This is a genomic window from Bradyrhizobium sp. U87765 SZCCT0048, assembly GCF_018131225.1.
Lineage (GTDB): Bacteria > Pseudomonadota > Alphaproteobacteria > Rhizobiales > Xanthobacteraceae > Bradyrhizobium_A.
Map to the genome: position 1 here is coordinate 1,815,593 of NZ_JAFCMM010000001.1, position 26,551 is coordinate 1,842,143.

Genomic DNA, 26,551 nt, shown 5'->3' on the forward strand with positions numbered 1-26,551 from the left:
GCGACCCGACCGACGGACGGCCGGGCCGCAGGGAGGGTACCTTCAGGACCGGACGGGATCCGGCCACAATTTCGATGCCCGCTCGCAAATGCGCTGGCCATGGCGCAGCATCTGCTCGCTGTCGCGGCGCAACGCTTCAGCACGATGGCCGCCGCAATCCCTGAACGCAGTGGCGATCTCCTGCACCGAATGGGCGCAGGCCATGCGCGCCACGAACTCGGCCCCGATCTCCATATCCCGGCGCAGCCGCTCCATCGCCTCATCGCCGGCGACGGTCATTTCGTCGAGACAGGCCTTCTGCAGGTCGAACGCAAACTCCATCATGTGTCGTCCCGGCTGCGTCATCTCGTGCATGGCCGCCGTCGCCAGCGGACGCTCCGTCTCGATCCTGGGCATGCCGTCGCTCATGGCGCCATCTCCTGTCGCTGCGCCATGATGCGAAACGGGGCGGCGCCGCTTCATTGACCTGGGTCAAAATCGCGCCATCACGCTGCGACGGGCCGCTTGACCTGGATCAAGCTTGCAACCGTGCGGCTGGGTTAGCTTCAGTCGATCTCAACCAGGAGCCAGACAGATGCGCGCGCATCAGATCATGACACGCGGCGTGGTGACCATCGGACCCGATACACCGATCGTCGAGGCGGCTCATCTCATGCTCAAGCACCACATCAGCGGTCTGCCAGTCGTCTCGCCGGAAGGGCAGCTTGTCGGCATCGTCTCCGAAGGCGACTTCCTGCGCCGGGCAGAAGTCGGCACGCAACGCAAGCGCAACCGCTGGCTCAAGTTCCTCATCGGCCCGGGCAAGGAGGCCGATGCCTTCGTTCACGAGCGCGGACGCAAGGTCGGCGAGATCATGACCATGAGCCCATATTCGATCGTCGAGAGCACTCCGCTTGCTGAGATCGTCGAGCTGATGGAAACGCGGCATGTCAAACGGCTGCCGGTTCTGGGCGATGGCCGGGTCGTCGGCATCGTCACGCGTGCGAACCTCGTGCGGGCGGTGGCGAGTCTTGCGCGGGAGGTCCCTGACCCGACCGCCGACGACGCCCACATCGAGCAGCGCGTCGCCGCGACGATCGAGGCCAACGACTGGCGTCCGCTCGGCTTCAGCGTGTCGGCGCGCCGCGGCGTCGTCCATCTGCACGGGGTCATCACGGACGACCGCACGCGCCGCGCCTGCCTCGTGGCCGCGGAGAATGTCGCCGGCGTGAAGGAAGTCCACGATCACCTGTGCTGGGTCGACCCGATGTCGGGAATGTATGTGAATTCCGCCGAAGACGAAGCGCTGGCCCGCGCCGGCTAAGCCCCGCCATCATCGACTTCGGGCGCCTCGCGTCTCAAGCCCGCGCGCGGCGCCTTTTTTTCTTGAGCCCGGCCGGCGATCTGGAGGATAATACAGCAGCGGATCATTGCGGCCGGACCGCGCAGATTGCTGGGGATTTCAAGCACTTGCCGACGGACTCATCCTTGGGCGACGGGTTTCACGACGACCAGCTGCGCCGGGGGATCGATCAGTCCGGCGTCGGCCTCTGGGAGTTCGATTTCGCGACCCAGCGCCTGTCCTGGTCCGATACCACGCGACGCCTGTTCGGAATCGCCGGTGACGCTCCCCTGACCTACGCCCTCTTCCTGTCGCTGCTCGCGCCGGACGACCGGCAGCGCACCGAGCAGGCCGTCGAGCGGCTGCGCGCTTCGGACGGCAATTTCGACCTGCAATACCGCATCAACAACGCCCCTGGTGGCCACTGGGTACGGGTCCAGGGCGCGCTGACGCGGGACGCCGCCGGACAGCGCCGGCTGAGCGGCGTGGTACTGGACATCGACGACCAGAAGCGCATCGAGGATGCCCTGCGAACGCGGGAAAGCCATCTGCGCTCGATTCTCGACACCATTCCGGACGCCATGGTCGTCATCGACCAGCGCGGTCTGATGCAGTCGTTCAGCACCGCGGCGGAACGGCTTTTCGGCTACACCGGCGCGGAAGCGATCGGGCAGAATGTCAGCATCCTGATGCCCGAACCCGATCGCAGCCGCCACGACCGCTATCTCGAGCGTTACCAAAGTACCGGAGAGCGCCATATCATCGGCATCGGCCGTATCGTGAGCGGACGGCGCAAGGACGGCACCACCTTCCCGATGCACCTGTCGATCGCCGAAACGACGTCGCAGGGCGAACGCTATTTCACCGGTTTCGTGCGCGACCTGACCGAACACCAGCAGACCCAGGCGCGACTGCAGGAACTGCAATCGGAGCTGGTCCATGTCTCGCGCCTCAGCGCCATGGGCGAGATGGCGTCCGCGCTGGCGCACGAGCTCAACCAGCCGCTGTCGGCGATCAGCAACTACATGAAGGGCTCCCGCCGCCTGCTGGCCGGCAGCCAGGATCCCAACACGGCGAAGATCGAGAGCGCGCTCGACCGCGCTGCCGAACAGGCGATTCGCGCCGGCCAGATCATTCGCCGCCTGCGCAACTTCGTGTCACGCGGCGAATCCGAACGGCGGGAGGAAAGCGTCGCCAAGCTGATCGAGGAAGCCGGCGCGCTCGGCCTCACCGGCGCCCGTGAACAAGGCGTGCAACTGCGTTTCGATCTCGATCCCGCCCACGACCTCGTGCTGGTCGATCGTGTCCAGGTACAGCAGGTGCTCGTCAATTTGTTCCGCAACGCGCTCGAGGCGATGGCGAAGTCGCCACGCCGCGAACTCGTCGCTTCCAACGCCCCGGCCGCGGACGACATGATCGAGGTCACAATCTCCGACACCGGCCACGGTTTCGGCGAGGGGGTCGAGCAGAATCTGTTCCAGACGTTCTTCACCACCAAGGAAACCGGCATGGGCGTCGGCCTGTCCATCAGCCGCTCGATCATCGAGGCGCACGGAGGGCGCATGCATGCCAGAACCAATGCGACCGGAGGCGCGACCTTCTGCTTCACGCTGCCGGCCGCATCAGGCGACGGAGGACGCGATGAGTAGTGGCAACGTCTACGTCATCGACGATGATCCGGCGATGCGGGACTCGCTGGATTTCCTGCTCGGCTCCGCCGGGTTCACGGTGACTCTGTTCGAGACCGCCGTCAGCTTTCTCGAAGCCCTCCCTGCAATCGCCTTCGGCTGCGTGGTCTCGGACGTGCGGATGCCAGGCATCGACGGCATCGAGCTGCTCAAGCGGCTGAAGGCCGGCACCAGGGTGCTGCCGATCATCGTCATGACCGGGCACGGCGACATTCCGCTGGCGGTGGAGGCGATGAAACTCGGCGCGCTCGACTTTCTCGAAAAGCCATTCGAGGACGAACGGCTGGTGGGCATGATCGAGACCGCCCTGGCACAAGGCGAAGGCCAGGCCCAGAACGACGCTGCGACCGCCGAGATCATCGCCCGCATCGACAGCCTCAGCCCGCGCGAACGGCAGGTGCTCGAAGGCCTGATCACGGGAGCCTCGAACAAGCAGATCGCACGCGACTACGACATCAGCCCCCGGACCATCGAGGTCTACCGCGCCAACGTCATGACCAAGATGCAGGCGAACAGCGTCTCGGAACTCGTCCGCTTCGCCATTCGTGGCGGCCTGCTGAAGGCGTAGGGTTTGTGTGGGACGCCAGTACCGGTCCCGCAGGCCGGCAGCCGCCTGCGATCGAGCGAGCTTGCCGATGATCGGCATCGGCTTTGATCCAGCGCAACTCCCGCGAGCAAAAGAGGCATAGGTTCGGCCAACTGGCGAGGAGGCCACCATGCATCTGTCGGATGTCGCCCTGGAATGCGCCGCGGAATGTCTCGAACTCGCCGAAGCCGCCACTTGCCCGCGGATGTCGGTGCAACTGGCCGACATCGCACGCCGGCTCGCCGACGCGGCGTCGGAGGACGCGGCCCTTTCGATCGACGGCGAGGATTTTGCCCCGCCGCGGATCAAGCCACCCAGAACCTGTCATTGAGCGCTGCGCGAGATCGTCGACACCCCCTCCCTCGGGCAATGATCTTGCGGCGGCTTGAGCCAGGTCAAGGCGCTCGGCCGTCCGCCCCTTACCTTGCCGGCCATGGAACCAGCCAGCTCACAGCATCCTTTCGAGGAGACCGCGGCCGTCTGCCCGGCCCCGCTCAGCGTCCACGTCGTCGATGACGACCCGGCGGTGCTCAATTCGTTACGATTTTTGCTGGAAACAGAAGGCTTTACGGTCCGCACCTTTCGCAGCGGCGCGGCCTTGCTCAATTCCGAGGCGACGCATGACGCCGACGGTTTCGTGATCGACTACAAGATGGACACGATGGACGGCCTCGCCCTCACCATCCGGCTGCGCGCCACGGCAATCGCCGCTCCGGTCATCCTCATCACCGGCTTTCCCGACGAAGCCATCGCCGCCAAGGCGAACGCCGCAGGCGTCCATACGGTGCTGCTCAAGCCGCATCTCGAAGACAGCCTCGCCGCGACGCTGCGTGCCGCGATCGATCGAAATCCTCTTCCCCCCGCGTCCTGACCGGCCTGTCACCTCCGTACGATCCCCTAGGGGGTGGCCCCTAAGGTAAGAGGCGAAATTTTCGGCGCCGCCAAGCACGCGTAAAACCATGGCCATCCACTGCATTTCCTGGAGATCGCCATGCTCACCCCGTCGCTCAGTCCCGCTGTTGGCCATATTGCCCTCGGCACCGCGCGCCCCGGCGATCAGTTCGGCGCCATCGCCGGCCACGCGGGCCTCGTCGCGACCGAGTTTTCCTACAAGAAGGATGCCGAGATCTACGGCGAGGACGAGCCAGCGGACTATGTCTACCAGGTGATCCGCGGTGCGGTGCGCACCTACAAGCTGCTGTCCGACGGGCGTCGCCAGATCGGCGCCTTCCACCTGCCCGGCGATGTGTTCGGGCTCGAGAGCGGGGCAACCCATCGCCTGACCGCGGAAGCCATCATCGACACCAGCGTGCGCCTCGTGAAGCGCAAGAGCCTCGAGCAGGCGGCGATGACCGATGTCGCCGTGGTGCGCGGCCTGCTCGACATGACCGCGGACAGCCTCAAGCATGCCGAAGACCACATGCTGTTGCTCGGCCGCAAGACCGCCATGGAGCGGGTCGCGACCTTCCTGCTGGAGATGGATCGCCGTCTTGCGGTCGCCGGCATGATGGCGCTGCCGATGTGCCGCCGCGATATCGGGGACTATCTCGGCCTCACCCTGGAGACCGTGTCGCGCGCGCTGTCCCAACTCCATGATGAGGGCGTGCTCGGCTTCTCCGGCGCCCGCCAGATCGTGCTGCGCAACCGCCAGCGGCTGCGCGGCATGGACGCCTGAGGCGGCTTTCAGTCCAGGGTTTCAGCTCAAGCTTTCATTTCAAGGCGCGGGCGGCTTCAGACCTCCAGCCACTCGCGCCGCATCGCCTCGTTGTCCCTGATCTGCGCCGGCGTGCCCTCGAACACGATGCGGCCATGGCCCATCACGTAGACGCGGTGACTGATGGTCAGCGCGATGGCGAGCTTCTGTTCGACCAGCAGAATGGCGATGCCCTTCGCCGCGATCTCGCGCAGCAACAAGCCGACCTGCTCCACCACCTTGGGCGCCAGCCCTTCGGTCGGCTCGTCGATCATGATCAGGTCGGGATCGCCCATCAGCGTGCGGCACATGGTCAGCATCTGCTGCTCGCCGCCGGACAGCACGCCGGCCGGCGTATCGGCGCGCGCTTCCAGATTGGGAAACAGCGTGAACATCTCGTCGATCGACCAGCGCGCCTCCCGCCGCCCCGGCTTCTCGCCGAGCAAGAGATTCTGGCGCACGGTGAGCGCCGGAAACACATCACGGTTTTCCGGCACGTAGCCGAGGCCGAGGCGCGCGATCTCGTGCGGCCGGCGGCCGGCGATCGCCTCGCCCTTGAAGCGGATCGTGCCCTCCGGCGGCACGTCGCCCATGATGCACTTCACCGTGGTGGAGCGGCCGACTCCGTTGCGGCCGAGCAGCGCCACGATCTCTCCCGGGCCGACATGGAACGTCACGCCCTGCAGGATGTGGCTCTTGCCGTAGTGGGCATGCAGATCGACGACGTCGAGCATCAGTGCAGGTCTCCGAGATAGGCCTCGCGCACCGCGGCGTTGCCGCGGACGTTGTCTGGCGTGTCGGTGGCGATCACCTGGCCGTAGACCAGCACCGAGATGCGGTCGGCAAGGTCGAACACCACGCCCATGTCGTGCTCCACCACCAGCAAGGTCCGCCCGGCGGTCGCCTTGCGGATCAGCGCCACCGCCTGCACGGTTTCCGAGGCGCTCATGCCGGCGGTCGGCTCGTCCAGCAGGATGACCTCGGCGCCGCCGGCGACCGCCATCCCGATCTCCAGCGCGCGCTGCTCGGCATAGCTGAGGGTGCTGGCGGGGACATGGCGGCGATGCGCCAGCCCGATCAGCTCCAGCACCTCGATGGTGCGCTCGCGCACGCAGGCGAGCGAGGCGATCGGCCGCCAGAACGAGTATCCCGTGCCCTGCGACCACAGCACCGCGCAGCGCAGGTTCTCGAACACCGAGAGCTGCGGAAACAGGCTGGTGATCTGGAAGCTGCGCGACAGCCCGCGGCGGCTGATCAGACTCGGGCTGAGGCCATCGATGCGCTCGCCGTTGAGATGGATGTCGCCGCCGGTCGGCCGCAGCCGGCCCGAGATCAGGTGGAAGGTGGTCGACTTGCCGGCGCCGTTCGGGCCGATGATGGCATGGCGCTCGCCGCGCCTGACCGCGAGATCGAGCCCGCGGATGATCGCGGTGCGGCCAAAGCTCTTCTGCACATTGGCAAGGGCGAGAATGGTGTCGGTCATGACGGCAGCCTCGCGAGCGCATCGGCCTGCAGGTCGGCCACGCGGGCTGTGATCGCCGGCCCGAAGCGGCGCAGCAGCACGACGCCGAGCGCGAACGCGGCGAGAGCCACGATCCAGGGCACCGGCGCGGTGGCGTCGATCTGCCATGAACCGATCTGCAGCGCCGTTCCGGTCGCCCTGCCAATGGTGAGGCGATAGGCGAGCTCGATGGCAAGGCTCGCGCCGACGCCGGTCAGCAGCAGCGGGATCACGCCCTTGGCGTAGGGCGCGGCAAGGCGCGGCAGCAGCCCGGCACGCAGCAGCGGCCCGTGCAGCACAATCAGCCCGCTGAGGCCGCCGGGCACGAACGTCACCACCAGCATGAACAGCAGGCCGAAATAGAGCTGCCACGCCCCGGTGATGTCGGACAGCGACACCTGCAGCAGCGTGATCAGGATCGCGCCGACCACAGGCCCCGCGAACTGGCCGACGCCGCCGATATAGGTCATCAGCAGCACGAGACCCGACTGCTGGCCGCCCAGCATCGCGCCGGACGCCACTTCCAGATTGATGGCGGCGAGCGCGCCCGCGAGCCCGGCGAACAGGCCGGACAGGCACAGCGCCAGAAAGCGGATGGTGCGCGTCGAATACCCCAGGAACTCGACCCGCATCGGGTTCTCGCGCACCGCATTGCACAGCTGCCCGAAGGGCGTGCGGGTGAGGAAATACATCGCGGCCGCCGCGAGGAAGGTCCAGGCCGCGATCAGGTAGTAGACCTCGAGTTGCGAGCCGAAGCGGTGGCCCAGAAACGGCGCGATCCGTGTGCGATCGAAGGCGATGCCCTGCTCGCCACCGAAGAAGCCGGTCATCACCAGCGCCAGCGCCGTGACCAGTTCCACCAACCCCAGCGAGATCATCGCAAACACCGTGCCGGCACGCTTGGTGCAGGCGATGCCGAACAGCGCGCCGAACGCCAGCCCCGTGAACGCCCCCGCCAACGGCATCAACGGCAACGGAATGCGCACCCCTGCCGCGGCCGCGCCGAGGATGGCGTGGGCGGCGAGAAAGCCGCCGAGGCCGTAGTAGATGGCGTGGCCGAACGACAACAAGCCGGTCTGGCCGAGCAGCATGTTGTAGGCGAGCGCGAAGGTCACCGCGACGCCCATCAGCGACAGCGTCGCCAGGGCGCCGGTCGAGGGAAACAGGCGGGGCAGCGCGAGCAATAGCAGCGCCGTCCAGACCCAGGGGCCAAGAATACGGACGGCGCCGCGCAGCGTGCCGTTGCCGGCAGCCGGAATCGGCATGGAGGTGGACTGGCTCATGTCTCTCGGGCTCCCATCAGGCCGGCGGGCCGAAGCAGCAGCATCAGCACCAGGAGAAGGTAGGGAATGACCGGCGCGAGTTGCGCCAACGTCGCGTGCCACAAGTTGCCGAACCATTCGGAGTGGCCGAGCGTGACGCCGACGCGCGCCAGCAGGTCGGCGATCGACACCTCACCCGCGACCGCGAAGGTCTGGATCAGGCCGACCGCGAGCGAAGCGATCAGCGCGCCGGTCAGAGAGCCGAGCCCGCCGAGCACGATGATCACGAACAGGATCGGCCCGAGCAGCGCCGCCATCGATGGCTGGGTGACCAGCGCGGGCCCGGCGATGGCGCCCGCGAGCCCGGCAAGGCCGGTGCCGGCGCCGAACATCACCATGAAGATGCGTGGCACGTTGTGCCCGAGCATCGACACCATCTGCGGATGGGTCAGCGATGCCTGGATGATCAACCCGACCCGGCTGCGGGTGAGGAACATCAGCAGGCCGGCGAAGATCGCGACCGAGGCCAGCAGCAGGAACAGCTTGTAGGCGGGATAGCTGGTCTGCCACAGCATGAACGCCGGGCCGTCGAGCAGTGCCGGCACGCGGTAGTCGACCGGGGTGCGGCCCCACAGCATCACCACCACCTCGTCGATGACGAACGCGAGGCCGAAGGTGAACAGCAGCTCGGCGACATGGCCGAGCCGATGCACCCGCCGCAGCCCGAAGCGCTCAACCAGCGCCCCGAGCACGCCCACCGCCAGCGGCGCCACCACGAGCGCCGGCCAGAAGCCGAGGCTGAGGCTCGCCTGGAAGCCGAAATAGGCGCCGAGCATGTAGAAGCTGGCATGGGCGAAGTTGAGCACGCCCATCATCGAGAAGATCAGCGTCAACCCGCTGGCGAGCAGGAACAGCAGCAGGCCGTACTGCACGCCATTGAGCACCGAGAAGGTCAGGAATTCGAGCATGCGCGCTCCCTCGCGCGCGGCGACCTCGCCGCGCGATCGGCTGAATGACAGAAAAGGTGGTGGGATCAGACGACGATCAGCTCGGCCGGTCCATCTGGCACACGGTCCTGGTCAGGGTATCCGCCGCCGCGATGGTCGCGACCGTCTTCCAGCCCCATCCCGTGCCCTCCTCGTCCACCGGCACGCCGGAGCCGAACGAGGCGACATAGAGGTCCTGGAACGCCTGGTGATCGTCCTTGCGCATCCACACCTCGGCGCCGAGCGCATTCTTGATCCGCATTCCTTCCATGGCCGCGGAGATCTTCGCCGCGTCGATCGCCTTGGCGGTGTCGATCGCCTTCACCAGCATGTCCATCGCGGTCTTGGCGCGCAGGTACCACCAGCCCTTGCCGTCATAGCGCCAGCGGAATTCGGCATTGAGATCCTGCATCTCCTTGCCCGGCACGTTGGAATGCCATTCGACGACCTGATAGATCCGATGATCGAGGCCCGTCTGGCGCACCGCGGTCGGGCTGCCCGCAAGCCCCGCATAGAAGGTGTACCAGTCGACCTTGAGGCCGGCATCCGCCGCCGCCTTGAGCAGCAGTGCCAAGTCCTGGCCCCAGTTGCCGGTGATCACGGAATCCGCGCCCGACGCCTTGATCTTGGCGATGTAGGGCGCGAAGTCGTTGACCTTGAGCAGCGGGTGCAGCTCATCGGCGACAATGGCGATATCCGGACGCTTTTCGGCCAGCAGCCGGCGCGCCGAGGCGCGCACCGCCTGGCCGAAGGAATAGTCCTGGCCGATCACGTAGACCTTACTGATCTCGTTGCGGTCGCGGATGAAGCTCGTCAGCGCGTGCATCTTGATCTCGGCATCGGCATCGAAGCGGAAATGCCAGTAGCTGCACTTCTCGTTGGTCAGCGCCGGATCGATGGTGCCGTAGTTCAGGAACATCGCCTGGGCTTCGGGGTTGCGGCTGTTGTGCTTCTGCAGGAAGTCCGACAACCCCAGCGCAACGTTCGAGCCGAACCCGGACACGATGATGCGGGTGCCGGCGTCGATTGCCTTCTGCGCCTGGATCAGCGTGTCCTGCACCGCGCTCTTGTTGTCATAGACGACGAGCTCGAGCGGCGTGCCGCCAAGCACGCCGCCGGCGGCATTGATCTTGTCGATCAGGAAGCGGAAATGGCGCGCGCCGTGCTCGCCGGCGATCGCCCCGCCCCCGGACAGCGGATCGATGAACGCGACGCGCACCTTGTCGGTGGCGGCGCGCGCCGGCAGCGCCAGCGCGGTGAGGCCGGCAAGCGCGGTGCCGAGCATGGCGCGGCGCGAGAGTTGATGTGTCATGTTTCCCCCTTTTTACTTGTTTGATGATCAGGCTGCGGCCCGCGGCGCGAGGCCAGTCCACGGCGCGGCCTGCTCGAGCTGCGCCGACAGCGCGAACAGCGTCTCCTCGTCATTGAGGCGGCCGGTGATCTGGATGCCGATCGGCAGCCCGCTGGCCGAGGTGGCGAGCGGCAGGCTCGTCGACGGCAGACCGGCGACATTGGCCGGCACGGTGAAGGCGAAGGAATCGATCACCCGGCGGTAGGCCTCCGCGCCGCCGAGCCGCGCGGCGTCGAAATAACCGAGCCGCGGCGGCACGAACGCCAGCGTCGGCGTCAGCCAGACGTCATGGTCCGTGAAGAACTGCCCGAAGGTGCGCGTCACGGCCTGGAAGAAGGACAGGTCCGCCAGGTATTGGATGGCGCTGCGCCGGCTGCCCTGCTCGAACAGGTACTGGTTGAACGGCTCCAGCTCCGCGGCGAGCGACGCCGCCGTGCAGTTGCGCTGCACCGCCAGCACCGACAGCGCCCGCGTCACCGTCATCGGCCAGAACGTCTCGACCGCGGCACGAAAGGCATCGCCATCGACTTTCGGACGCGCCTCCACGACGTCGTGGCCGAGATCGGCGCACAGCTTTGCCGTCCGGCGCACCGCCGCGACGCATTCGGCATCCATCTTCGCGGCGTAAAGCGGCGTCTCGGACACCGCGATGCGCAGCCGCTTCGGCGGCTGCCGTGTCGCGGCCAGAAAGCCCTGCCGCGGCGGCTCCGCCACGTAAGGATCACCCGGCAGGCCGCCGCTGGTGGCGTCCAGCAGCGCGGCGCTGTCGCGCACCGAGCGCGTCACCACATGCTCGGCGGTGATGCCGCCAATGGATTCGCCGACGTCCGGACCGAGCGTGATCCGTCCGCGCGACGGCTTCAGCCCGAACAGCCCGCAGCACGCCGCGGGAATGCGCGTCGAGCCGGCACCGTCATTGGCATGGGCCATGGCGACGAAGCCGGCCGCGACCGCCGCCGCGGCGCCGCCGCTCGAGCCGCCCGGGGTGTGGTCGAGATTCCAGGGATTATGGGTGGCGCCGCGCCAGCTCGGCTCGGTAGTGCCCATCGACACCAGCTCGGGCGTGTTGGTCTTGCCGACCGTGATCAGGCCGGCCGCGCGGTAGCGCCGCATCAGCTCGCTGTCATGGTCGATGACATTGTCCTTCAGCAGACGCGCGCTGCCGGTCGTCGCCGTGCCTGCCATATGGCAGTAGAAGTCCTTCAGCAGGAACGGCACGCCGCGGAACGGGCCGTGATGCCGGTCGGACTCCGCCGCAGCGCGGGCATCGTCGAACAGCCGCTGGGTGACGGCGTTGATCGCCCCGTCGCCGGCTTCGATCCGGGCGATGGCGGCATCCACCAGCTCGCGCGGCGAGATCTTCTTGGCGACGACAAGCGCGGCCTGGCCGACGGCGTCGAGGTCGAGGGGATCATTGGACATCTTCAGTGAACCTCTTTGGAAGACTGCTCGTCCGCGGCGAGCGACGCTGCGACGTCGTCGAGCGCGCGAGTCAGCCGCGCGAACAGCTCGGTGATGTCGGCTTCAGCGATAATCAGCGGCGGACAGACTGCGATGATGTCGCCAAGGCTGCGCACGATGAGCCCGTGGGCGAGCGCACTCTCCACCACCCGCGGGCCGACCCGAAGACCGGACGCGAATGGCGTGCGCGCGCGGCGGTCGGCGACGAGTTCGAGCGCGCCGAGCAGGCCGATGCCGCGGACGTCGCCGACCAGCGGATGATCGGCGAACGCCTGCAGCTGCTGCTGGAACGGCACTGCGCGGCGACGGACGTGACCGATCAGGTCCATCTCCTGGTAGATCTTCAGCGTCTCGCGCGCGACCGCGCTGGTCACCGGATGGCCGGCATAGGTGAAGCCATGACCGAAGGTGCCGATGCGATCAGCCTCGTCCGCGACGGCGGCGAAGATCGCCTCCGACAGCACCACCGCGCCGATCGGCTGGTAACCCGACGACAGGCCCTTGGCCACCGACATCATGTCCGGCGCGAAGCCGAACGCCTGCGATCCGAACCAGTGGCCGGTGCGGCCGAAGCCGCAGATCACCTCATCGCTGAGCACCAGGATGTCATGGCGACGCAGCAGCTCGGCGAGCCGCGGAAAATAGCCGTCCGGCGGCATGATGACGCCGCCCGCCCCCATCACCGGCTCGACGATCATCGCGGCGATGGTGTCGGCGCCCTCCGCGACGATCAGCGCTTCGAGATTGTTGATCAGCTGGTCGACGAACGCCGCCTGCGACTGCTCAGACTGTGCCCGACGATAGTAATGCGGCGTATCCGTGAACAGGATCTCGCTGGCGGGCGGCACCAGCGGACCGCGCACATGGTCGAGGCCGCTGAGCGCCGAGCCGAAGATGGTGCTGCCGTGATAGGCGCCGCGGCGGCAGATGATCTTGCGCTTGTGCGGTTTGCCACGCCCTGCCTGGTAGAGCCAGGCCAGCTTGATCATGGAGTCGTTCGCTTCCGAGCCGGAGTTGGTATAGGTCACCCGCGCCGGCGCGATCGGCGCGATCGCCAGCAGCGCTTCCGACAGCTCGATGCAGGGCTGGTTCGAGCGGTGGTTGAAGGTGTGATAGGTCGACAGCGTCGCGAACTGGGTGGCGGCGGCCGCTGCCAGCCGCGCGTCGTTGAAGCCGAGCGAGGCGCACCACAGGCTCGCCATGCCCTCGATGTACTCGCGGCCGTCGCTGTCGACGACGCGCGCGCCGTTGCCCTGCGCCATGATCAGCGGGCCACGGGTCTCGTGGGCGCGCGGGTTGGTCTGCGGATGAAGATGCAGGCTGATGTCCTGAACGTGCAGATCGTTGCGCATCGGCGTCACGCTCCGACCTTGGCGGCGATGCCGTCGACCTCGATGCGCCACTCCGGCCGTCCCAGCGCCTTGACGATCACCAGCGAGGCGGCCGGATAGGGCGCCTTGAGGATGGTGTCGCGCACCGTGCGCAGCGTCGCGAGATGATCGGTCGAGGCCACGAAGTAGTTCAGCTTGACGAGGTCGGACAGCGCCATGCCGCTCGCCTTCAGCACGCTTTCGAGGTTGGCGAAGATCAGCCGGACCTCTTCTTCCAGTCTGTCCGGAATGGTGCCGTCACGCCGCGCGCCGACCTGGCCGGCGAGATGCAGCACCCGCGCCCCCGGCGGCACTTCGACCGCATGATTGTAGTTGCCGAACGGCGCGGCGATGTCGTCACTGGTCCTGTAGCTGAGCATGTTTCGTCCCGACTAGATGTTGGTTGGTTCGAGATTGTTATTGGCGATGCGCCGCGCGCTCTGCAGATAGCTGTCGAAGCGCTCGCGGAAGCGGTCGGCCGGCGCCGACAGCGCCAGCGCGAAGGGGGCGCCGCCGCCGTCGAGCGGCACCGCCATGCAGCAGACGCCGAGCGCGAACTCCTCGTCGTCGACGGCGTATTCCTGGTCGCGAATGCGCACGAACTCCGCATCCAGGCGCTTGACTTCGGTGATGGTGTTGGCGGTGCGCGTGCGCAGCGGATGGCGCTGCAGGTAGTCGTTGCGGCGCGAGAACGGCGCGAACGCCAGCAGCAGCTTGCCGGCGGCACGGGCATGGGCGTCGCCATACTGGCCGTGCGGCACTTCGGCTGCCTGAATCGCCGAGGTGCCGCGCACCACCGCCAGCGTGACGATCTCGCCCTGCCACCAGCCGACGGCATAGCAGGTCTCGCCGCTCGCGGTGGCGAGGTCGCGCACCAGCGGCCGCAGATAATCCGGCGCCGAGAACTGGCGCTGGAACGCGTCCGTCAGGCTGCCGACGCGCAAGCCGAGCTGATAGCGGCGCTGCTCGTCGCGCGCGATCATGTTCATCGCCGCCAGGGTGTGCACGAGGTGATAGGTGGTCTGGCGCTCGATGCCGAGCGCGTCGCTGATCTCCTTCACGGTCAACCCCTGCTCGCTGCGCGAGATCGCCAGCAGGATGTTGACCGCGCGGGCCACCGAATTGATGCGTTGCCGGGGCATGCTGTCGTCTACCGGCGCATCCGGTGGCGCCACCGCACTTCCGCCGCGCTTCTTCATCAAGCCTCCTCCTTCGCCCTCGCTCCCGTCGTCGCGAGCACCTCGTGCGCCGCCTGCACCACCGTGTCGGCATTGGGCAGCAGCGCCCGCTGCAGCACCGGCGATGCCGGCATGCGCACGTCGGGGGCGCCGACGCGGCGGAACTGGATCGCCCCGCACAGCTCCTGCAGCCGCGCCACCACCTCGCCGCCGAAGCCGCCGGTGAGGTTGGCTTCATGCGCGACCACCACGCGACCGCCGCAGCCGCGCACCGTCGCGGCCAGCGCCTCCTCGTCGAGCGGCGACAGCCAGCGCAGGTCGAGCACCGCGGCATTGACGCCCTGTTGCTGCAGCGTCTCGGCCGCCGCGATCAGGTGCGGCATGATGGTGCCCCAGCCGACCAGCGCGACATCATGGCCTTCGCGCACCAGCCGCGCCTTGCCGACGGGCTCGACCGGCCCACCCAGCGCGACCTGCGCCTTGACCTGATAGAGCGATCTTGCCTCGATGATGATGCAGGGATCGGCGTCGGCGATCGCCGCGCGCAGCATCGCATAGGCATCCTGGGCGGTGGCCGGCAGGCCGACCCGCAGCCCGGGAATGTGGGCGAGCAGTGCCTCGAGGCATTGCGAGTGCTGCGCGCACGAGCCCGGCGTCGCGCCCTGCTGCACCCGCACCACCAGCGGCGCCGTGGTGCGGCCCTGCGTGACATAGCGCACGTTGGCGGCCTGGTTGATGAGCTGGTCGAGCGCGACCAGCATGAAGTCGGCCCACATGATCTCGACCACCGGCCGGCGACCGCACATCGCAGCCCCCACCGCCGAACCAAGGATGGCGCTCTCGGCGATCGGCGTATCGAACACCCGGGCCGCGCCGAAGTCGCGCTGCAGGTAGCGCGTGGCACCGAAAATGCCGCCGGCATGGCCGACATCCTCGCCATAGAGCAGCATCTCCGGTCGCGCCGTCAGCTCGGTGCGCAGCGCCTCGTTGACGGCCTGCACATAGGTGATCTCGCGCGTCTCGGCGGCGGCATCGGCCGCGGCTCGCGTTGCGACCGGCAGCGCGACCACATGGCGCCCCGCTTCAGCCACCTGCGGCGCCTCCAGCGCGGTCACCTTGTCGATCACGGTCGTGATCTCGCCGGTGACGCGCGCGGCGATCGCCGCGAGCTCGTCGGCGCTCGCAACCCCATCGCTGACCAGCGAAGTCTCCAGCAGCGCGATCGGATCCTTGCGGCCAGCGGCCTGGCGGTCGTCCTTGGGACGATAGTGCTCGATATCGCGGTTGTAGTGGCCCCACAGCCGCGGCACATGGCACTCGATGAAAGCCGGGCCGCCGCCCTTGCGCGCCTCCGCGGCTGCCATGGCCACGGTGTCGCGCACCGCCAGCGGATTGGTGCCGTCGATCGACACGCCGCGGATGCCGTAACCGCCGGCGCGCTTGGCGAGACGGTCGACCTTCACGATGCCCGAGATCGGGGTCATCTCCGACCAGCCATTGTTCTCGCAGACGAAGATCACCGGCAGGTTGCGGCTGGCCGCAAACACCAGGCCCTCATGCAACGCGCCCTGGCTGGTGGCGCCGTCGCCGAAGGTGACGATGACGACGCGGTCGGAGCCTTCGCTCACCGCCGCCATTGCCGCGCCGCAGGCGATCGGCACGCCGGCGCCAACGATGGAGTTCTCGCCGAGGAAGCGCCGCTCCGGCGCCATCACCAGCGCCGAGCCGGCACGGCCGCCGTTGACGCCCGCGGCGCGGTGGCACAGCTCGGCCAGCAGTTCCTCCGCCCCGATGCCGCTCTGCAGCGCCCAGCCATGGCCGCGATAGGTAGCGACCACCTGGTCGTCCGCACGCAGCGCCGCGAGCGCGCCGACCGGCACCGCCTCCTGGCCGGCGCACGTGTGAACCGAGCCGGCGATGCGCGGCTCCTTCTCGGTGCTGAGCTCGATGCAGGCGGTTTCGAAGCGGCGGATGCGCAGCATCTCCTCGTAGGCAGTCAGCAGAAACGCGCGATCGGAATTGGACAACTGACTCACCTTGAAACGGCCTCCCTGCACAAAACGTTGTGCGCACAGAGAGCCGTTCGGAGACCAAGATGTCAAATATATTATAAGATTATCACTATATGACAATACACGGCGCATGGAGTCCACCCGCACCACGCCTCGTCCGCTTCGCGCGCCTGATCCCGCTCCGCTTTACGGCTACGACCGCGCCTCCTAGGCTCGCGTCGCCCGCCACCATGACCGCATGACCGGAGACTTCATCGTGCCATCGTTCAAGACCATTCGCGCCCGCGCCGAGAAGCGCAAAGGCGGCCCCAAGGCGCTCGCCAAGCTGCTGCCGCCCGCGCCGGACGTGAAGGCGCTGGCGAAGCTGCGCAACGATCGCGCACTGGCGATGATGACCAAGCGGGTGTTTTCCGCGGGCTTTGCCTGGAGCGTCATCGAGGCGAAGTGGGAGGGTTTCGAGGAGGCGTTTCTCGGCTTCGATCCCGGACGGCTGTCGTTACAGCCTGATGACTACTGGGATGGCCTGATGAAGGACACGCGCATCGTGCGCAATGGCGCCAAGATCATGTCGGTGCGCAGCAATGCGGTGTTCGTGCGCGATATCGCCAGGGAGCACGGCAGCTTCGGCCGCATGCTGGCGGCGTGGCCGGCATCGAACGAAATCGGGCTGCTGGAGCTGCTCACCAAGCGCGGCAGCCGGCTCGGCGGCAACACCGGCCAGATGCTGCTGCGCTTTCTCGGCTGGGACGGCTTCGTGACATCGAAGGACGTGGTGACATGCCTGCGCGACGCCGGCCTCGACATCGCCGAAAGCGTCACCTCCAAGCGCGACCTCACACGGGTGCAGGACCAGTTCAACGCCTGGGCCAAGGAAACCGGCCTGCCCTACATCCAGCTGTCGCGGATCTGCGCGCTGTCGATCGGCGAGAACTACGCGGCGGACAAGCTCGCTGCCATGGCCGGCGGCGAGGAGTAAGGCCGGCCCGCCGGCCGCATCAGCGGCCGACGATCGACTGCAACTTCTCGCGAAAGCGCAGCAACGCGGCGGACAGCATCTCACGCTCCGCATTGAAGCGGTGGGTCGGCGCCGGGATCGATACCGCAACCGGGCGGCCGAAGGGATCGACCATCGCCGTCCCGACCGCGCTGATGCCGATGCCGTGCTCGGCGAGATCGAACGCGAGATGCTTGCGGCGCGTGGCGTCGAGCTCCTTCAGCAGGCGGCTGCGATCAGCGATCGGATAGTCGGCGTGCTCGGTGACGCTCTTGTCGATCAGCGCCGCCGCATCTTCCTTGGCAAAGCACGACAGGATCGCCTTGCCGTTCGCCGTGCAATGCAGCGGGAAGCGCTCGCCGATGCCGGACACCGCGACGAGGCGCTGCTGGCCCGGGATCTGATCGATGAACACCGCCGAGCCGCCCGACAGGATCGAGAGGTCGACGGTCTCGCCGACCTCGTCGCGCAGCGCGACGAGATGAGGATGCAGGATGTCGGTGAAGTTCGAGCTGAGCGAGGCGGCGATACGGGCGAGGCCCGGGCCGATGCGCACGCCGCGGCCGGGCTGCGCCTCAGTGACGAAGTCCTCGTTCGCCAGTGCCGCGACGATGCGCTGAACCGTCGAGCGCGCAAGGCCGACCGCGCGGGCGATCTCGCCGAGGCTGAGACCATCCGGCTTGCCTTCGAGCGCACGCAGCACACTGGCCGCGCGGGCGATGACCTGCACGCCGAGCGCTGCCCCCTTGTCGTCGTCGTCCGTCCGCACACTCACAGAGAATCTCCTCGTCCTGTCGCGCAAGCATTAGCGCGCCCGCAGCCGGTGAACAAATCGGCCGCAGCCGCTTGACTGCTATATGGTACACATGCATTGTATCTTGGTACAAGAAGCCCGGCGGCGTTTTGGCGGCCGGCGGGATGGACACGCAAGGACACGACAAGGAGCGCGCAGCGATGAAGATTCGCGGCATCGAATTCCAGAGCAATCTCGACAACCCGATGGGCCTGGAGTTCTACAATCTCTCCCATCGCTTCGGCTTCCAGTCGCCGAACTGGCCGTATTTCGAAGACGTCAAGATCGAACGCATCCACTACATGGCGAAGTCGGGCGTGCTGTCGCAGCGCATCACGACCAGCATGCACAACACCACCCACATCGACGCGCCCGCCCATGTGGTGGAAGACACACCGTTCATCGACGAGGTGCCGCTGCCGCACTTCTTTGGCTCGGGCATCGTGGTGTCGATCCCCAAAGCAATGTGGGAGCCGATCACCTATGACGACCTCGAGAAGGCCGCAGGACATGCGGTGCAGCCCAACGACGTCGTGATCGTCAACACCGGCTGGCATCACAAGTACCGCGACAGCGAGGAATATTTCTGCAAGTGCCCGGGCTTCGTCGCCTCCGCCGCCGACTGGTTCGTCGAGAAGAAGGTCAAGGTCGTCGGCCATGACACCCAGGCCAACGACCATCCGCTGGCGACCGCGATCGGCCCGCATCGCAACGGCCCGCTGCACCCGCATCTCGCCGAGGAGTACCGGCAGTGGTCGGGCGGCCGCGACTGGAAGGACGACCACCCGGAGTGGGAGCCGGTGCACCGCAAGCTGTTCACCAACGGCATTCTCGGCATCGAGAATGTCGGCGGCGATCTCGACGCGGTCACCAACAAGCGCGTCACCTTCGCGTTCTTCCCGTGGAACTGGGACCGCGGCGACGGCTGCATCATCCGCCTCGTCGCGATGATCGACCGAGCGCAGGGCTATCGCATCGAGAAGGGCACGGCGTTCGCGACATAACGCCGAACGCCCTAGCCAACGCCAACACCAACGCCGCTCCCGCCGGGAGCGGCGAAGGAGGACACGCCCATGCACGTCAAACGGTTCGCGGACGCCGCGCCGTATGAAGCGCCCCATCATCACGGCGTGGTCGGCCTGCGCCTGCAGGGTTTCGAGCCCGGCGGCCCGACCAACCAGTGGGTGGGCTATTCCCAGTTTCTGCCCGGCGGCGGCGCCGGCCCGGACGCCACGCCGTTCGAAAAGGTCTATGTCGTGCTCAGCGGCGAGATGACGGTGCGCGCCGGCGAGCAGGAGATCGTGCTCGGGCCGCTCGATTCCTGCACCATTCCTCCGAACGAGGTGCGCGAGATCGCCAACCGATCCAACCATGTCTGCACCATGCTGGTGATCATCCCCTATCCATCACGGAGCCCGGCGCCATGAGCGTGCCCACCGATCCCCCGTCGCTGTTCTCGGTTGCCGGCAAGGTCGCCATCGTCACCGGCGCCTCCGGCGCATTCGGTGCCGTCGCCGCCCGCACACTCGCATCCGCCGGCGCACGCCTCGTGCTGGCCGCCGGCCAGGCCGATGCCCTCACTCAGATTGCCGACGACTGCCGCGCCCGCGGCGCCGAGGTCGAGACGATTGCACAGCGTCCGTCGGACGAGGCCGCCTGCGCAGGGATCGTCGCAGCCGCGGTCGCACGCTTCGGCCGGCTCGATATCCTCGTCGTTGCATCGGGCAAGAACGACGTCGCCAAGATCACCGAGATGGCGCCGCAGCGTTTCCTCGACGTGATGGACGCCAATGTCACCCAGAGCTGGCTGCTCGCCCGCGCCGCCGGCGCGCAGATGCTCACCCAGGGCGACGGCGGCAAGATCATCCTGATGTCATCGGCGCGCGGCCTGCTCGGCCATCCCGCCGGCTACACCGCTTACTGCGCCTCCAAATCGGCGGTCGACGGCATCACCCGCGCGCTCGGCTGCGAGTGGGGCCCGACCGGCATCACCGTGAACGCCATCGCGCCCACCGTATTCCGCTCGCCGCTGACCGCCTGGATGTTCGGCGATGACGACCGCGCACGCACCACGCGCGAAGGCTTCCTCGCGCGCGTCCCCAAGGGTCGGCTCGGCGAACCGGCCGACCTCGCCGGCCCGCTGCTGTTCCTCGCATCGAAGGCCTCGGACTTCTACACCGGACACATTCTTTACGCCGACGGCGGCTACACGGCGGGATGACAGCGATGACCGCACGACGCATCGCCATTCTCGGCGGCGGCCTGATGGGACACGGCATCGCGCTGGTGTTCGCCCGCGCCGGCCACACCGTCACCATCACCGACCCCCTGCCGAACGTCCGCTCCGCGATCCTCGCACGCATCAGCGGCACGCTGGACGATCTCGGCGCCAGCGGCGACGCACTCACGCACGTCACCGTGGTCGACACACTCGAAGCCTGCGTCGCGGGTGCGGACTGGGTGATCGAGGCGGCGCCGGAAGATCTCGCCCTGAAGCAGAAGATCTTTGCCGACGTCGCCCGCGCCGCGCCGCGCGACGCCATCCTCGCCTCGAACACCTCGGTGATCCCGATCGGGCAGATCATGGCCGAGGTCACCCCGCGCGGCCGCGCGCTCGGCACCCATTGGTGGAATCCGCCCTATCTCGTGCCGCTGGTCGAGGTGGTGCGGACACCGCAGACCGCCGACGATGCGGTGGCGGCGACGATGGCGCTGCTGCGCGAGGTCGGCAAGACGCCCGTCGAGGTCCGCAAGGATGTCGCGGGATTCGTCGGCAACCGCCTGCAGCATGCGCTGTGGCGCGAGGCGATCGCACTGGTCGCCGAGGGCGTCTGCGACGCCGAGACCGTCGACGAGGTGGTGAAGTCCGGCTTCGGCGCCCGCCTCGCGGTGCTCGGTCCGCTGGAAAACGCCGACCTCGTCGGCCTCGACCTCACCCGCGCCATCCACGGCTACGTCTTTCCCGCGCTCGACCGCGCCACGACGCCCTCGCCCTACCTTGACGAGCTGATCGCGCAGGGACGCCTCGGCTTCAAGAGCGGCGAAGGCTTTGCACGCTGGAGCCCCGAGCAGCAGGCCGCGCTGCGCGCGCGGCTGACCCGACATCTCAAGGCGAGCTTCGGCGCGCCCGCCTCCGCAACGGAACCCAAGCCATGACACAAAAGCGATCGAACAAGGTCATCATCACCTGCGCCGTCACCGGCGGCATCCACACCCCGACCATGTCGGACGCGCTGCCGTTCACGCCGGATGCCATCGCCACCCAGGCGATCGAAGCAGCCGAAGCCGGCGCCGCGATCCTGCACCTGCATGCCCGCGATCCCGCCGACGGCCGCCCCTCGCCGGACCCGGCGGTGTTCATGCAGTTCCTGCCGCGCATCAAGCAGGCGACCGACGCCGTCCTCAACATCACCACCGGCGGCAGCCTCAGCATGACGGTGGAGCAGCGGCTCGCCGCGCCGCTGGTCGCCAAACCCGAGATGTGCTCGCTCAACATGGGCTCGATGAACTTCGGCATCTTCCCGCTTGCCGACCGTTACAAGAGCTGGAAGTACGGCTGGGAAGAGCCCTATTTGCGCGGCACCGACGATTTCATCTTCCGCAACACGTTCCGCGACATCGAGCGCATCCTGAAAATGCTCGGCGAGGAGCACGGCACGCGGTTCGAGCACGAATGCTACGACGTCGGCCATCTCTACAACCTCGCTCACTTCGTCGACCGCAAGCTGGTCAAGCCGCCGTTCTTCGTCCAGACCATCTTCGGTATCCTCGGCGGCATCGGCGCCGACATGCGCAACCTGATGTTCATGAAGGAAACCGCCGACCGTCTGTTCGGCGCCGACTATCACTGGTCGGTGCTGGCCGCCGGGCGCTCCCAGATCCCGTTCGCGACCCAGGCCGCAATGCTCGGCGGCAATGTCCGCGTCGGCCTGGAGGATTCGCTGTACATCGGACCAGGAAAGCTCGCGACCTCGAATGCCGAGCAGGTCGCCAAGATCCGGCGCATCATGGAAGAACTGGGCCATGCCATCGCGACGCCGGCGGAGGCGCGCGCGATGCTGGCGCTGAAAGGCGGCGACCAGGTCGGCTTCTGACACTGCTGAAGGGCCGAGAAGCGGAAAACGCTGCGGCCATCTGACAATTGGGAAGGAAACGAGATGAGCGGCGACAACAGATCGGGCGCGCGACCGGCAGTGAAATGGCACGTGCTGGTTGCATGCTTTCTCGCCTACGCCTTCGATGCGATGGATTTCATGCTGCTCGCGCTCGCGATGCCAGCCATCATCGCCGAATGGAATCTGTCGCTGTCCGACGCGGGACTGCTGGGGGCGGCGACGCTTGCCGGCGTCGGTTTGAGCAGCGTCGTCATCGGGTGGTACGCGGACAATTATGGACGGCGGCCGGCGCTGATCGCCAGCCTCGTCGTCTTCGGCGTGCTGACGGGCGCCATCGCCCTTGCCCGGGGCTGGACCGACCTCATGGTGCTGCGCTTTCTCGCAGGCCTCGGACTGGGCGGTGTCTGGGGTGTGGCGGCGGCGTTCATCAGCGAAACCTGGCCCGCCGAACAGCGGGGGCGGGCAACCGCTTTCGTTCTGGGATCCTGGCCGATCGGGTTTGGCTGCGCTGCATTCATCGCCTCGATCATTCTGCCGAGCTACGGATGGCGGGCGCTGTTCCTGTGTGGTCTCGGCGCGGTGGTCGCCGCGCTCTATACGGCGCTGTTCGTCCCGGAGTCGGCGGCATGGGCAGAGCAGCGCGAGCAGCGACGCCACTCCGCGGCCGGGCGGCAGCGGGTCTCGGTCGGCGAACTGTTTGCGCCCGAATATCTGCGCACCACTGTGTTCGGCACCCTTGCCTCAGCCTCGGCCCTTGTCGGCTACTGGGGCGCCAATACCTGGATTCCGACCTATCTCGTGAAAGACCGTGGCCTCGATGCCGCTGACATGTCGTGGTTCGTGGTCATGCTTAACATCGGCATGTTCGTCGGCTACCAGGCGTTCGGCTGGCTCGCCGACAAGATCGGACGGCCCGCGGCCCTGCTCTGGTCCTTTGGCGGCGCAGTCGTGATGCTGCCGATCTATGGCCTCAGCGCCAACACCACACTGCTGTTCTGGCTGGGCCCCGTCGTCGCGCTGTTCTTCTGTTACGCCGGCATCTTCGGATCCTACTTCAGCGAGCTCTATCCAGCGCGCATTCGCAGCCTCGGCGCGGGCTTCTGCTTCAATGTCGGCCGGGGCATTTCCGCCCTCGCTCCGTTCGTGCTCGGCATCATCGCCGCGCGATACGGCCTCGGCGTCAGCGTCGCCCTCTGCGCCGTCGGCTTTCTGTTCGCCGCGCTGTTCACAGTGCTGCTCGCCAGATCCCCCAGGCCGACGCAGGCGGGTCAGGCGCAAAGGCTCGTCCAGCAGGCGTCAGCCGCGGCGAAGACGACATAGAACTCAACCCGACTTGCCACATTCGAAACGACCACACCGACCACAAAGGGAGAAAGCAGATGAGATTCGAAGACGCCAATGAGATGCTCAAGCCAGGCTACCTGCCGTTCGAATCCGGCTACCAGGAGCTCGACGACGGCAAGTGGGTGGTCGCCGCCCTGACCCGCATGCCCGGATGCCGCGCCAAGATGATCGACTGGTGGTTCTCCTGGCTCGGCGACATCGAGTGGTACCGCCTGTGGCATCCGCGCGACCATGTCTACAGCGCCTGGGAAAACCGCGTGAACGGACGCTACATCGGCGCCTCGCACATCGTGCACGAGTATCTCGCCGGCACCGACGGCCCGCTCTACAAGCTGCGCATCGACATCCACGAGCCTACGGAGACCTTCGATGCCGAGCGCTACAAGGCGTCCGGCATGTTCGCGGTGTGTGCGCGGCCGGGACTGCTCGAGGCGCCGATCCAGATCGGCCGCATGACCCATCTGATACGTGACACCGACTATGGCTGCGAGATGCGTTCGCGCTTCTGGCTGGGATTGATCAGCCACCGCGATCCGACGGTGACGCTGCCCGAGGCCCAGATCCGGCAGATGCGCGCCGATCATGTCGACGTCGCCTTCGCGCGACGACTGCATCAGCACTGCGTCGAGGAGATGGGCTACCTCGCCGAGGTGCTGCCGACGCTGTACCGCCGCGTCACGCTCGACGACAGTTTCTGAGCCGACCGCAACGCCTGCGACGGGCCGTCGCGTACGGCCCGTATCGCTCCACCAAGACCGGCCCAAGCCGGCGGCTTTCATCATCACAGGAGGAAACACATGACGCTTCAGCGTTCACGCATTCGCGCGGCTACGATCGCGCTCGGCTTCACCGCAGCTGTCATCGGCGCGCATCCGGCAGCCGCCGCCGACGACATCGTCATCGGCGCATCGCTGCCGCTGTCCGGCCCGCTCGCCGGCTTCGGCAGCTTCCAGCAATGGGGCTACAAGCGCGCGGTCGACGAGGTCAACAAGGCCGGCGGCATCACCATCGACGGCGCCAGGCGTCCGGTTCGCCTCGTGATCCGCGACGACAAGACCGATCCCAACGCCACGGCGGCCAACACCGAAACGCTGATCTCGCGCGAGCGCGTGGTGGCGATGCTCGGGTCCTGCACGCCGGCGCTGGTCAATGCCGGCGCGCTGGTGGCGGAACGCGCCAGGAAGCCGATGGTGACCGGCTGCAATCCGCTCGAGGCGTTCAAGGCGGTGCGCAAGTGGCAGTATGTCTGGGACCTGTTCTTCCATGAGCCGCAGCTCGCGGCGGTGCAGTTCAAGGCGCTCGCCGACCTCGGCGCGCAGACCAACCGCAAGATCGCGATCTGGCACGACAACGGCCCGGACGGCCAGATGGTCGGCGGCCAGATCTGGCCGGCGCTCGCCAAGGAGTTCGGCTACGAGGTGGTGCAGAACGCCGACTTCCCGGTCGACAATACTCAGTTCACCTCGATCATCGCCGAGGCCAAGAGCAAGGGCGCAGAGATCGTGATGGTCGACGCCATCACCCCGCAGGCGATCGCGATCCGCAAGCAGATGGCGGCCGCCGGCTTCACGCCCAAGGTGCTCAATATCGAGAAGGGCGCCGAGCCGGTGCAGTTCGCCGAGGCGCTCGGCAAGCTCGCCGACGGCGTGCTGGTCGGCGGCTACTGGGATCCGTCGTTTCCTTATCCCGGCGCGGCTGAACTCGCCAAGGCGTTCGAAAGCGAGACGCGGCTGACGTCGAGCCAGCACATCGCCGACTCCTACGCCGCCGCCCAGATCCTGCTCGACGCGATCGCGGCGGCCGGCTCGACGGACCCCGAAAAGATCAACGCGGCCATCGGCGAGACCAACAAGACCTATGTCGTCGGCCCCGTGCAGTTCGACCGCGACCACACGGCGAAACTGCCCGTGGTGTCGCTGCAATGGCAGGGCGGCAAGACCATCGTGGTCTGGCCGAAAGACGCCAGGACCGGCGACTTCCTGTTCCCGCTGCGCTGATCCCGCGAGGCTCGCACCATGCCCGACATTGGCATCGTCTCCAGCACCATCGCCGCCGGCCTCCTGCTCGGCGGCATGCTGGCCCTCACCGCGCTCGGTCTGTCGATCGTCCTCGGCGTGATGCGGCTCGTCAATCTCGCTCACGGCGACTTCCTGCTGGTCGGCGCCTATGGCGGCCTCTACCTGCTGCAGACCACCGGTCTCGATCCGCTGCTCGGCCTTCCCGTGGTGGCGATCGTGGTCGGGGGTCTCGCCGTGCCGCTGTACCGCCTGCTGCTGGCGCCGCTCGCAAGCCGCGGCGCGGAAGCCCAGATGATGACAATGTTCGCCGTCGCCATCATCATGGAAAACCTGTTCGTGCTGGCGTTCAGCGCCGACACGCGCTCGATCGCCCGCGACTATGCCACCGTGCCGCTCACCATCGGCCCGGTCACCGTACCGCTGATCTACCTGATCGGCTGTGCCATCTCGGTGGCGCTGATCCTCGCGGTACACTGGCTGGTGACCGCAACCGCGTTCGGCCGCGACCTGCGGGCGAGCGCGGCGGACGCCGGCGCCGCCGCGACGCTCGGCGTCGACGTCGCGCGGGTGCAGATGCTGACGTTTGCACTGGGGGCAGCCTGCGCAGGCGTCGGCGGCACGCTGATCGGCGCCGCGTTCCAGTTCGCACCGTCGAGCGGCGGCGCCTATCTCCTCAACAGCCTCGCGATCGTCGTGCTGGGCGGTCTCGGCAACGTGCTCGGCACGCTGCTCGGCGGCGTCGCGCTCGGCGCACTGCAGAGCGTCGGTGGCCTGACGCTTGGCGACGGCTACCGCGACCTCGTCGGCATGGCGCTGTTCCTTCTGGTGCTGGCGTTCCGCCCCGACGGCTTCATGGCAAGGGGCCGCACATGACCCAG

Annotated in this window: 28 protein-coding genes; 16 read left to right on the forward strand and 12 right to left on the reverse strand. The window is 67.4% G+C overall.

The features are described from left to right. Positions 1–42: 42 nt before the first annotated feature. Positions 43–408, reverse strand: a complete 366-nt coding sequence (locus JQ639_RS07915; protein ID WP_211965581.1) for a hypothetical protein — start codon at positions 406–408, stop codon at positions 43–45. Positions 409–574: 166 nt separating this feature from the next. Between JQ639_RS07915 and JQ639_RS07920 the strand changes: the two genes are divergently transcribed. From JQ639_RS07920 to JQ639_RS07945, 6 genes are all read left to right on the forward strand, one after another. Continuing rightward, positions 575–1,303, forward strand: a complete 729-nt coding sequence (locus tag JQ639_RS07920; RefSeq protein ID WP_211965582.1) for a CBS domain-containing protein — start codon at positions 575–577, stop codon at positions 1,301–1,303. 164 nt (positions 1,304–1,467) lie between these two features. Beyond that, on the forward strand, positions 1,468–2,970 hold the full coding sequence (gene fixL / locus JQ639_RS07925) for a sensor protein FixL (protein ID WP_249123010.1): 1,503 nt from the start codon (positions 1,468–1,470) through the stop codon (positions 2,968–2,970). Then, positions 2,963–3,577, forward strand: a complete 615-nt coding sequence (gene fixJ, locus JQ639_RS07930; RefSeq protein WP_211965583.1) for a response regulator FixJ — start codon at positions 2,963–2,965, stop codon at positions 3,575–3,577. Before fixL ends, fixJ begins: the two co-directional genes overlap by 8 nt. A gap of 148 nt (positions 3,578–3,725) precedes the next feature. Then, a complete protein-coding gene (locus tag JQ639_RS07935) occupies positions 3,726–3,926 on the forward strand; it encodes a hypothetical protein (protein ID WP_211965584.1) in 201 nt (66 codons plus the stop codon). A 54-nt stretch (positions 3,927–3,980) separates the two neighbouring features. Further along, positions 3,981–4,466, forward strand: a complete 486-nt coding sequence (locus JQ639_RS07940) for a response regulator transcription factor (RefSeq protein ID WP_249123011.1) — start codon at positions 3,981–3,983, stop codon at positions 4,464–4,466. Between the two features lie 120 nt (positions 4,467–4,586). Continuing rightward, on the forward strand, positions 4,587–5,270 hold the full coding sequence (locus JQ639_RS07945) for a helix-turn-helix domain-containing protein (protein ID WP_211965585.1): 684 nt from the start codon (positions 4,587–4,589) through the stop codon (positions 5,268–5,270). 56 nt (positions 5,271–5,326) lie between these two features. On the opposite strand, the gene JQ639_RS07950 is transcribed toward JQ639_RS07945, so the two are convergent. The 10 genes from JQ639_RS07950 to JQ639_RS07995 form a co-directional block, all read right to left on the reverse strand. Continuing rightward, entirely contained in the window at positions 5,327–6,022 is a 696-nt protein-coding gene (locus JQ639_RS07950) for an ABC transporter ATP-binding protein (RefSeq protein WP_211965586.1), read from the reverse strand. Further along, positions 6,022–6,771, reverse strand: a complete 750-nt coding sequence (locus JQ639_RS07955) for an ABC transporter ATP-binding protein (protein ID WP_211965587.1) — start codon at positions 6,769–6,771, stop codon at positions 6,022–6,024. The genes JQ639_RS07950 and JQ639_RS07955 overlap by 1 nt, the downstream gene beginning before the upstream one ends. Continuing rightward, positions 6,768–8,072 (reverse strand): branched-chain amino acid ABC transporter permease, encoded by a 1,305-nt coding sequence (locus JQ639_RS07960; RefSeq protein WP_211965588.1) that lies wholly within the window; start codon positions 8,070–8,072, stop codon positions 6,768–6,770. The genes JQ639_RS07955 and JQ639_RS07960 overlap by 4 nt, the downstream gene beginning before the upstream one ends. Next, the gene (locus JQ639_RS07965) at positions 8,069–9,019 is read right to left on the reverse strand and encodes a branched-chain amino acid ABC transporter permease (protein ID WP_211965589.1); all 951 of its coding nucleotides are present in this window, start codon (positions 9,017–9,019) and stop codon (positions 8,069–8,071) included. The genes JQ639_RS07960 and JQ639_RS07965 overlap by 4 nt, the downstream gene beginning before the upstream one ends. A 76-nt stretch (positions 9,020–9,095) precedes the next feature. After that, a complete protein-coding gene (locus JQ639_RS07970; RefSeq protein WP_349644625.1) occupies positions 9,096–10,349 on the reverse strand; it encodes a branched-chain amino acid ABC transporter substrate-binding protein in 1,254 nt (417 codons plus the stop codon). Positions 10,350–10,376: 27 nt separating this feature from the next. Then, positions 10,377–11,810 carry an amidase gene (locus JQ639_RS07975; RefSeq protein ID WP_211965590.1) on the reverse strand — a complete coding sequence of 478 codons (1,434 nt, stop codon included), beginning with the start codon at positions 11,808–11,810 and terminating at the stop codon, positions 10,377–10,379. 2 nt (positions 11,811–11,812) lie between these two features. Further along, positions 11,813–13,201 (reverse strand): aminotransferase, encoded by a 1,389-nt coding sequence (locus JQ639_RS07980; protein WP_211965591.1) that lies wholly within the window; start codon positions 13,199–13,201, stop codon positions 11,813–11,815. A gap of 5 nt (positions 13,202–13,206) precedes the next feature. Further along, positions 13,207–13,599: a RidA family protein gene (locus JQ639_RS07985; RefSeq protein ID WP_211965592.1), complete on the reverse strand. Its 393-nt coding sequence runs from the start codon at positions 13,597–13,599 to the stop codon at positions 13,207–13,209. 12 nt (positions 13,600–13,611) lie between these two features. Continuing rightward, the gene (locus JQ639_RS07990) at positions 13,612–14,418 is read right to left on the reverse strand and encodes an IclR family transcriptional regulator (protein WP_211965593.1); all 807 of its coding nucleotides are present in this window, start codon (positions 14,416–14,418) and stop codon (positions 13,612–13,614) included. Then, on the reverse strand, positions 14,418–16,424 hold the full coding sequence (locus JQ639_RS07995) for an alpha-ketoacid dehydrogenase subunit alpha/beta (protein WP_211965594.1): 2,007 nt from the start codon (positions 16,422–16,424) through the stop codon (positions 14,418–14,420). Before JQ639_RS07995 ends, JQ639_RS07990 begins: the two co-directional genes overlap by 1 nt. Positions 16,425–16,665: 241 nt before the next feature. On the opposite strand from JQ639_RS07995, the gene JQ639_RS08000 reads away from it, so the two are divergent. After that, on the forward strand, positions 16,666–17,385 hold the full coding sequence (locus JQ639_RS08000; RefSeq protein WP_211966520.1) for a DNA-3-methyladenine glycosylase I: 720 nt from the start codon (positions 16,666–16,668) through the stop codon (positions 17,383–17,385). A gap of 19 nt (positions 17,386–17,404) precedes the next feature. Here the strand turns inward: JQ639_RS08000 and JQ639_RS08005 are convergent, their stop codons facing one another. Further along, on the reverse strand, positions 17,405–18,178 hold the full coding sequence (locus tag JQ639_RS08005; RefSeq protein WP_211965595.1) for an IclR family transcriptional regulator: 774 nt from the start codon (positions 18,176–18,178) through the stop codon (positions 17,405–17,407). Positions 18,179–18,321: 143 nt separating this feature from the next. On the opposite strand from JQ639_RS08005, the gene JQ639_RS08010 reads away from it, so the two are divergent. The 9 genes from JQ639_RS08010 (at position 18,322) to JQ639_RS08050 (ending at position 26,546) form a co-directional block, all read left to right on the forward strand. Beyond that, on the forward strand, positions 18,322–19,200 hold the full coding sequence (locus tag JQ639_RS08010; protein ID WP_211965596.1) for a cyclase family protein: 879 nt from the start codon (positions 18,322–18,324) through the stop codon (positions 19,198–19,200). A 69-nt stretch (positions 19,201–19,269) separates the two neighbouring features. Beyond that, positions 19,270–19,623, forward strand: coding sequence for a cupin domain-containing protein (locus JQ639_RS08015; RefSeq protein ID WP_211965597.1), 354 nt, complete (start codon positions 19,270–19,272; stop codon positions 19,621–19,623). Beyond that, a complete protein-coding gene (locus JQ639_RS08020) occupies positions 19,620–20,417 on the forward strand; it encodes an SDR family NAD(P)-dependent oxidoreductase (protein ID WP_211965598.1) in 798 nt (265 codons plus the stop codon). Before JQ639_RS08015 ends, JQ639_RS08020 begins: the two co-directional genes overlap by 4 nt. Positions 20,418–20,422: 5 nt before the next feature. Continuing rightward, positions 20,423–21,352: a 3-hydroxyacyl-CoA dehydrogenase family protein gene (locus JQ639_RS08025; protein ID WP_211965599.1), complete on the forward strand. Its 930-nt coding sequence runs from the start codon at positions 20,423–20,425 to the stop codon at positions 21,350–21,352. Then, a complete protein-coding gene (gene kce, locus JQ639_RS08030; RefSeq protein ID WP_211965600.1) occupies positions 21,349–22,290 on the forward strand; it encodes a 3,5-dioxohexanoate:acetyl-CoA acetone transferase in 942 nt (313 codons plus the stop codon). Before JQ639_RS08025 ends, kce begins: the two co-directional genes overlap by 4 nt. 111 nt (positions 22,291–22,401) lie before the next feature. After that, positions 22,402–23,631: an MFS transporter gene (locus tag JQ639_RS08035; protein WP_211965601.1), complete on the forward strand. Its 1,230-nt coding sequence runs from the start codon at positions 22,402–22,404 to the stop codon at positions 23,629–23,631. 59 nt (positions 23,632–23,690) lie between these two features. Continuing rightward, positions 23,691–24,353, forward strand: a complete 663-nt coding sequence (locus JQ639_RS08040; RefSeq protein ID WP_211965602.1) for a DAPG hydrolase family protein — start codon at positions 23,691–23,693, stop codon at positions 24,351–24,353. 99 nt (positions 24,354–24,452) lie between these two features. Then, positions 24,453–25,652 carry an amino acid ABC transporter substrate-binding protein gene (locus JQ639_RS08045; RefSeq protein WP_211965603.1) on the forward strand — a complete coding sequence of 400 codons (1,200 nt, stop codon included), beginning with the start codon at positions 24,453–24,455 and terminating at the stop codon, positions 25,650–25,652. A gap of 18 nt (positions 25,653–25,670) precedes the next feature. Then, on the forward strand, positions 25,671–26,546 hold the full coding sequence (locus JQ639_RS08050) for a branched-chain amino acid ABC transporter permease (RefSeq protein WP_211965604.1): 876 nt from the start codon (positions 25,671–25,673) through the stop codon (positions 26,544–26,546). Positions 26,547–26,551: the final 5 nt, after the last annotated feature.

Coding starts and splice junctions, on each gene's coding strand:
- JQ639_RS07915 (WP_211965581.1), bottom strand. CDS start 408: ATGAGCGACGGCATGCCCAGGATCGAGACGGAGCGTCCGCTGGCGACG.
- JQ639_RS07920 (WP_211965582.1), top strand. CDS start 575: ATGCGCGCGCATCAGATCATGACACGCGGCGTGGTGACCATCGGACCC.
- fixJ (WP_211965583.1), top strand. CDS start 2,963: ATGAGTAGTGGCAACGTCTACGTCATCGACGATGATCCGGCGATGCGG.
- JQ639_RS07935 (WP_211965584.1), top strand. CDS start 3,726: ATGCATCTGTCGGATGTCGCCCTGGAATGCGCCGCGGAATGTCTCGAA.
- JQ639_RS07945 (WP_211965585.1), top strand. CDS start 4,587: ATGCTCACCCCGTCGCTCAGTCCCGCTGTTGGCCATATTGCCCTCGGC.
- JQ639_RS07950 (WP_211965586.1), bottom strand. CDS start 6,022: ATGCTCGACGTCGTCGATCTGCATGCCCACTACGGCAAGAGCCACATC.
- JQ639_RS07955 (WP_211965587.1), bottom strand. CDS start 6,771: ATGACCGACACCATTCTCGCCCTTGCCAATGTGCAGAAGAGCTTTGGC.
- JQ639_RS07960 (WP_211965588.1), bottom strand. CDS start 8,072: ATGAGCCAGTCCACCTCCATGCCGATTCCGGCTGCCGGCAACGGCACG.
- JQ639_RS07965 (WP_211965589.1), bottom strand. CDS start 9,019: ATGCTCGAATTCCTGACCTTCTCGGTGCTCAATGGCGTGCAGTACGGC.
- JQ639_RS07970 (WP_349644625.1), bottom strand. CDS start 10,349: ATGACACATCAACTCTCGCGCCGCGCCATGCTCGGCACCGCGCTTGCC.
- JQ639_RS07975 (WP_211965590.1), bottom strand. CDS start 11,810: ATGTCCAATGATCCCCTCGACCTCGACGCCGTCGGCCAGGCCGCGCTT.
- JQ639_RS07980 (WP_211965591.1), bottom strand. CDS start 13,201: ATGCGCAACGATCTGCACGTTCAGGACATCAGCCTGCATCTTCATCCG.
- JQ639_RS07985 (WP_211965592.1), bottom strand. CDS start 13,599: ATGCTCAGCTACAGGACCAGTGACGACATCGCCGCGCCGTTCGGCAAC.
- JQ639_RS07990 (WP_211965593.1), bottom strand. CDS start 14,418: ATGAAGAAGCGCGGCGGAAGTGCGGTGGCGCCACCGGATGCGCCGGTA.
- JQ639_RS08010 (WP_211965596.1), top strand. CDS start 18,322: ATGGACACGCAAGGACACGACAAGGAGCGCGCAGCGATGAAGATTCGC.
- JQ639_RS08015 (WP_211965597.1), top strand. CDS start 19,270: ATGCACGTCAAACGGTTCGCGGACGCCGCGCCGTATGAAGCGCCCCAT.
- JQ639_RS08020 (WP_211965598.1), top strand. CDS start 19,620: ATGAGCGTGCCCACCGATCCCCCGTCGCTGTTCTCGGTTGCCGGCAAG.
- JQ639_RS08025 (WP_211965599.1), top strand. CDS start 20,423: ATGACCGCACGACGCATCGCCATTCTCGGCGGCGGCCTGATGGGACAC.
- kce (WP_211965600.1), top strand. CDS start 21,349: ATGACACAAAAGCGATCGAACAAGGTCATCATCACCTGCGCCGTCACC.
- JQ639_RS08040 (WP_211965602.1), top strand. CDS start 23,691: ATGAGATTCGAAGACGCCAATGAGATGCTCAAGCCAGGCTACCTGCCG.
- JQ639_RS08045 (WP_211965603.1), top strand. CDS start 24,453: ATGACGCTTCAGCGTTCACGCATTCGCGCGGCTACGATCGCGCTCGGC.
- JQ639_RS08050 (WP_211965604.1), top strand. CDS start 25,671: ATGCCCGACATTGGCATCGTCTCCAGCACCATCGCCGCCGGCCTCCTG.